General features: G+C 33.5%; 1 protein-coding gene. It reads right to left on the minus strand.

Features of this window, described 5'->3' with window-relative positions:
- Nucleotides 1-381: 381 nt before the first annotated feature.
- Nucleotides 382-6,948, minus strand: coding sequence for a S8 family serine peptidase (locus tag HT669_RS10675; protein ID WP_172922366.1), 6,567 nt, complete (start codon nucleotides 6,946-6,948; stop codon nucleotides 382-384).
- Nucleotides 6,949-7,352: the final 404 nt, after the last annotated feature.

Consider the following 7,352-nt stretch of genomic DNA (forward strand, 5'->3'; position numbering starts at 1 on the left):
TTGTTATGACGCGCTTACTCTCTATATCAGTCTAAGTGGTTAAATAATGGCGATAAAATAAGGAAGCCGTGAAAAACTACCTCCCAAATGAAAAGGAATTAAGCAACCAAACGCTACTTAATTCCTTGAAATTGTCTCATCACCTCTATTAGCCTTTAAATTTTGAAAGACTCTATTTGCTAATCAATATTTGTCAATACTAACCCTTTCAATCAATTCATTAGTTATCTAAACTAAGTCTATTAATAAATCCAAAAAGAGTATCAATAGTAAAGTAAACTAAATAATTGAGTTATAAATAGCTATTTTCACAAAACTGTTTCATCATCACACCATCTCAGTACATAAACCATTTTTTCATCTATAGCTTTTGTCTTAATCTTAATCTTTTTTCTTTAATCCAAGAAATGCACCTAAGGTAAACATTATTCCGGCAACCAATGACGTGAAGACTTCGCTAACTGTTCCGGTTTTTGGCAACCTATCATTGTTAGTAGTTGATTTACTATCAATATTGGTATCTTTATTAGCTATGTTCTCTGGTTCATTAAGATAAACTTCCTTCTCATTTTCAAAGTTTTTATCATTTTTATCAGGAACTGGAGCTGTAACATCCTTAGTTGAATCAGATCTTTGACTTTCATCTAATTGACTATAATTTACTTGTACAGGAACTGTAGTTTTGACATCTTTAGTTGAATCAAATTTGTGTGAATGATCTTCTCTTTGTAAATCCTCTTTTCTGTGACTCTCATCTAATTGATTATGATTTGCTTGCACCTTATCTTTCTTTTTGGATACATCAAAAGTAGGTTTATTTTCCTCCTCCTTTTTCTCCTCTATTTTCTTGAATACAGGTTTTATAAGGGTATCTTTTGATAGATTAATAACATAGCCAGCGTCTTTTTTACCTTCGAAACCAGCAATTTCCCAACCATCAAATTGATAGCCTTTTTCTAATTCACCCTTATAGACAGGTAAAATAAAATCTTCTTCCGGCACTATCTGAGAACTCATTTCTTTTCCATTTTGAATGGTCACAGTCACCCTATGAGGTTTTAATTCGCTCATTTCTCCCGTATCTTTATTTAAAATAAATTCTTTTACGGTTGTATTTCTTGCGAAATCTTTTACAAGAATCTTAATATTTAGTGTCTTATCTGTTAGTTGTTTAATATCATCAAATGATGTATATTCTTTTCCATTTACATAAATATGTTGTTCTTGAATCTCACCATCGAATCCATTATTTCTTTTATCATTGATGTTAAAGACTACAGATTTTCCATCAGCATATTCGATACTAGTATTTCCCTTAGGATCAATGTTTACTTCGGGTTTAACATTATCATATAAAAACTGATAGTGGACTCCAACTGCTTTCGCATTCAAATCGCTATAGCCAGTTTGAAGATAAACATTTCCATCCATATCTGTTACCTTATCTGGAAATCCGTTTGCTTTATAGTCTTTCATTCCCCAGTCCATGATGTCACCGTCTTTAACATTAAGCTTAACGTTAAAATCTCTAGTGTTATCAATGTGTAAATCTCCGTAGATTAAATAATTATCTACAACCGATTCATTAACTCTCAATTCCCAGTTAAAACCACCCTTATCAGAAATCTTACCTCTTAAATAAAATTCTGGATTTCGTACATAAATTTTATTAGATTTAGATGGATTAAAGTAGTTCTTATCCATTGAAAGGTTTACTGGTTTGGTATCAATAAATAACATGGAGCCATCTTCTTTTATAGCTTCTACATTAGAATATTCCTCCCCATGATACTCTTTATTATCTTTACCAAATAATACAAGTTTAGAGGAATCTGTCACAAGATTTCCATCTTTATCGATTGCTTCCCCTTTATCATTCATGTTAAAGGTAAACACTTGATATCTTACAATGTTAAAGCCGTCCAAAGCCGACATTAATACTGATTGAGTGCTTCTTCCATCTTTAACATTTCTACTATCAGCATAAATTGTTGTTTCTGAAAGGACTCTTAGATTAGGATTGGTCTTTTGTATTTTTGCTATATCTTCCTTGCTATAAACTCCATTCCCTGCTAACATATCCGTTTTTCCAGGATTATAGGTAGTCACTTTTAGTGCATAGCCTTTTCTTAGAATGATGTTATCCTTTAACAGATATTGTTGTTTTTCTGAATCAGAATAGATTTTACCAGATTCCATTTCAGTTAAATTGTTTGGTTTGTTCTTTGAAAGATCTCCTTCTCCTAATTCGATTACATTCCCATAACTTGATGCATAGGGATATTCTGTTTTAGTTTCCTTATTTTTTTCAGGCATTCTAATTTTAGTTTTAGCTTTTGTTTCACCCTTATCTTTTACAAGGATATTCATATCACCCGTAAAGGATAGACCATCGACTACATCATTTGTGTTTGCAAATAAGTCAAAGGTTAGAGTTTTAGTTTGTGGGTCGTATTTACTTGCCTTAATTTCTATTAATTTGAAGTCATTGCCATAGTAAGCCTTAGCATTTTTGGATACATTACTTACTTTTCCAAGAATTTCAAAATGTCCATCCTTTGATGGGCTTAATACTCCACCAAGTTTTGATTTAACATCATCAAGTTTCTCAGTTTCATATTCTAGAGCACTCTTATCTTCATAGGCAGTTATATTTCCTTCATCGTCATATTGATAATCAAGCTCTACTGTTCTTTTTCCACCAGTTACAAAGTCATATTCTTCCCTATATTTCTTTTTAATGAGTTTCTTTAGGTCTTTATTTTCAAAGTCTCTAATTGTTGAAATAGTTTTATTTATTTCAAGGCTAGCTTCTCCCTCAACTGAACTTTCTTCAGCTGGTTTTGAATCTTCATCCTTAGCTTGATTATTATTGGTATTTTCCTCTGGGCTCTTTGCATTTTTGAGTTTTTCTTCAGAAATTTCACCTAGTTTTTCATATTTAGAAGCATCTTTGTCAGGATCTACTAGGTAATAAGAAATCATTCCTTTTTCATCAGCTTGGTCATCAAATTTAATTCTATGGATTTTGGTGAAGTTGCTTGCACCATCTAGGGCGATTACTTCGATGATTTTTCCTCTTAAATCTCCTGCTCCGCTAATTTCGTAGATAGTATTTCCATCTTTATCAAGCTTCCTATTTCTTCCCTCACCCTCTCCGGCGTAAGTTACATCAAGACTTTTCTCAACATCTCCATACTTATCGACAAGAGCTGCACCTGCGTACCATACTTCGTTGGCTACTTCTTCAAATTTCTCAGGATGTTCTTTTTGGTCTCTAGCAAACAAGGTTTCGTGTTTGTACTCATCCTTTACCTTGTGGTAGGTATCTTTTGCGATCAATTTAATTTTATCTGGATTAGAAAAATCAATTGAAATAATTTTTGGAGCTGTATTATCAATTTTTACTGGTATATAAGAAACTTGCCATGGATAATCCTTGGTTAATCTATATTTGAATTTGTAGAAGTATTGACCCTCAGCTATTGATTCAAATTGTCCTCTTATCCTAGTAGCTGGATCTTGGTTATCCTTACTTTCTGGTTCATTTTCTTCTCTACCTCTAGGGTTATAGATGAGTCCATCCCACTTCAAATCACCCCAAACTTTTAGTTTAGATGATTTGATTCCCTTTGCATCATTGCTTTTAGAATTTAAAATTCCTCTAATAAAGTGTTCTCTCGAAATGACTTTTAAGTCTCTTTGATTTTCTCCCTCTTTATTTGTATTTACTATTGAAATCAATCCTTCTTCTGCACTTCTTAATACAAGTGGAGAAGGTGTTAATCCTCTTTCTAGTGAAACACTTTGTGGTTCTCCCTTTGAGTCAAGTGGATATACCCTAGCAACATTAGATCCACTAGTGGATTCTGCATGAATACCTTGGTTGTTAAAGGCAAATAAGTCTGGGTCTTGGTCTAGTGATGTAATATTTTTATCTTTTCTGTTTTGAATAATAGCTGCTGGATTAAATTTATCTATACCATGTTCTCCACCAATACCCTTGTTCAAGGTTCCAGGAATTTTCGGTTTACCATCATCATCATAACCTTCCATTGTTTTTGATTTTGAACCCTCTTCCCAGGCCCATTTATCAAGGATTGGTTCGTGATTCCAATTCCCAGCAAATCCCATTAGAGGCATCGACAAAGAAGGTTGGAAGTTTATTTTCTTCCCGTTAGAGTTTAGAGCTTCCATTTCTTCCACTGACTCAAAATGAATAAATGATTCTACAAATTTATTTTTGTCTTTAGCCTCTCCAACATTTATAACCGCATTCAAATCAAAGCTAGAATTTGCGCCTATAGTGAAAGTATCATGCTCAAATGTGATATTTGCTCCTTTGATTTTTTCTGGATGGATTTCTGGAACAATTTGCTTACCATCTGGAGATTTTTCATCTTTGTATGTTTCATCCAGCTTTAATCTATCAGTTAGAGAATCTGTAGTTATCGCTGATGCTGAAACTTTAAAGGTCAAAGGTCTGTTTGATGTATTGTGAAGCTTAATTGTAAAATATTTTTCTTCTCCTTTTATTTCTTTAAGAGAAATAGAACCATAAGAGTTTACCAAACCTTTAGAATCCTTGTTTTTGAAAGTCGCTACAACTTCATTTCTCAAAGCATTGGCCACATTAATTAGGCCTGCTCCCTGTTGTCTAGGTGATGCAAAGTATTGGCTTTTTTCTTTCCAAGACGTTGCGTCCATCATCGGTCGCGCAGTATTTTGTAGAGCAATTTTTGTAAGACTTGTAAGGTCTATTTTGTCATCTCCCTCAAGATTTCTCAATACAGGTCTTTCAAGCATTTCCTTTAACTTCGGTCTAATCAAAACAGTAGAAGCTGCTACGATTGGAGTTGCCATACTGGTTCCTGACATATAGCCATAAGTTGATTTACCATTAATGACATTAAGCGTGGATTTAATATTTTTACCAGGTGCTGAAACATCGGGTTTTAAAAGTAAATCTATTCTTGGCCCCCAAGATGTGGATCCTGCTGGAACGATGATATCTTCTTTATAGAGTTCTTTGTCTGTGTCAGGTGCAAACTTAAAGTCAATCTCTTTTTCGTCACCTACATTCGGTTTGTTGGAATTAAAACTTTCCATATCAATTGGATAGTATTGCTCCAATTTATCTTTAAAATCTTCTTTATTATTTCTTTTGACTTCAGTTTTTTTATCAGGATTAATCATGTTCCATAGCTTTACACCATCATCTCCTGAAATTGAAAACACTTGACTTTTAGTACCTTCATCCGCTTCATATCCCATAGCTGGAAGCTCTGTCCAATTATCTCTATTGTAGTAATTGACAGTATTTACAACCATAATGGCGCGTGCGCCCTTATCCGTAGCTTTTTTAAAAGCATTTTTTAAATCCTTTGTATAAATTCTATCCATTACTGCAATTTTGCCCTTAAGATCCAAACCTATCAAATCTTGGTCTTGGCCCTTGCCTATATATACAAATTTCAATTTACTAGGAGCTTTTGAACCATCTTCATTTGTTGTGATTTTATTCTTATCGAAAAAGGCCCCTATATTTCTGTATTTAAAACTTTCTCCACCTATGTTAACTTTATCAAACTCAACTGTTTGATTTTTAGCAGATGCAACCGCTATCGCATCTTCATGTGCTGCTGTTCGCGTTACATTTCCAGTGTCGGTCATTTTCAGATGATTATTTGCCACTAAATCCCAAGAAGAACTTGAAGCAGAAGTCGCATAGTTACCCGTAGCGACAACCATTGGAATGCCTGCTTTTCTTAATGCTCTAATAGCTTGCCAATATTTCTCACCTACAAGACCTGTTCCTGTAAAACCAGATGATACCGAAACAACATCAACGTTGTGTTTGATAGAATCTTCAATAGCATGAAACATTGTTTCATCCCCTGCGAACCCAGATCCTGCGTCAGAGTACATTTTATAAGAGAAGATCTGTGCATTAGGTGCAATTCCATCTATGCCATTAAAGTTCTTGATGTCTTTTTCAGTATCATTTCCAGCAAGAATCCCTGCAATATGCATCCCATGGGGATCAAAATAATCACTTCCATCATCAGCTCTTTCTACGGTAATTTTACCACCATTATAATAATTAAAAGCATGAGGAATTTTATCACTCAACCAATAATTTTTATCAGTGCCTTTTAAGTCTTCTTTTTTAAATCTCATTGAGGCTTTGGCATCATCATCAATCCTCATGGCCTTATGCCTATAATCTGTCCCGGTATCGATATTTGAAATGACCATACCTCTACCATCAAAGTTTTTCCCAAATTGAGCATTAATGGCCTTTAGGTAATCGATAGCCTCCTCAACTCCAATTTCCTTTCTGGCATGATTCATCATGGGTTGGACTTTTTGTGCCCTTTCAACCGATGAGATACCTTCTATGTGTTTAATTTTGTCCAAGTTATCTGGAGTTGTTTCTATGGCACTACCGTTAAAAATTCTATCATAAGTATATAAAACTTTTGTATTCTTAAGACTGGATAGTCCCTTGATTGCTTTTTCTCTAGACTCTTCATCTTTAAATTCAGCAATATAGACAAGTCTATCCTCTTTTTTGGGACTTTCTGAGTCTTTACTTGCAGACGAGTCCGCTTTATCTCCTTGGGATTGATTGGAATTTTCTTCTTTGCTTGTTGCTTCTTCATTGCTAGTGCTATTGTCTATCACAGGATTTTTACTAACAACTTCTTTTTCCTCAATAATTGTTGTTTTCTTTTCTTCAGTATCCTTTGAAGCTTCTATAGCATGATGAATCTCTTCATGTTTCTCTTTATTTTCTGTTTCCTTATCTACTACTACTTTTTCTTTATCAGAGATATTTAAAGCATCTTCAGAGCTAGATATATCTGCTAAGACTACCTTATTAGGGGCATAGGCTGCTAAAATAACTGCAGCTGTGGTTAATGACAATACTGTACTTTTTTTCATTTTAATTCCTTACATATTTATTTAACTTCCAATAGATAGAAAACTTTAACTTTGCTAGCCTTTGTTATAAAAAGTTTTACTAAGTATTATCTAGGAAATAGAGTAGTACATTTATATATAATTGTTAGCTCTCCATAAAAATAGTATATCATTTTTTAAATTTAAGTCAAGAAAAATTAATATGTGTTAATTTATTTTTTAATACACATTAAAAATATAGAGTCAAAAACTTTCGTAGTTAGCTGGGGTACATTGTCAGAACATTCACACCATCAAAAATAGTAGCAATCAAATTGAACCACTACCAAAATCACAAAGTCAAACATCATTGATGAAATATCAGCGCTATTAAACAATATAAATAACCGCTAAGAATAAGACTTAACCCCAAATCATTCATACCT

Origin of the sequence: Streptococcus sp. 2100, assembly GCF_013276335.1 — a bacterium.
GTDB lineage: Bacteria > Bacillota > Bacilli > Lactobacillales > Streptococcaceae > Streptococcus > Streptococcus pseudopneumoniae.

Bases quoted from the DNA above. Each gene is read 5' to 3' on its own strand.
- HT669_RS10675 (WP_172922366.1), bottom strand. From the start codon at position 6,948: ATGAAAAAAAGTACAGTATTGTCATTAACCACAGCTGCAGTTATTTTA.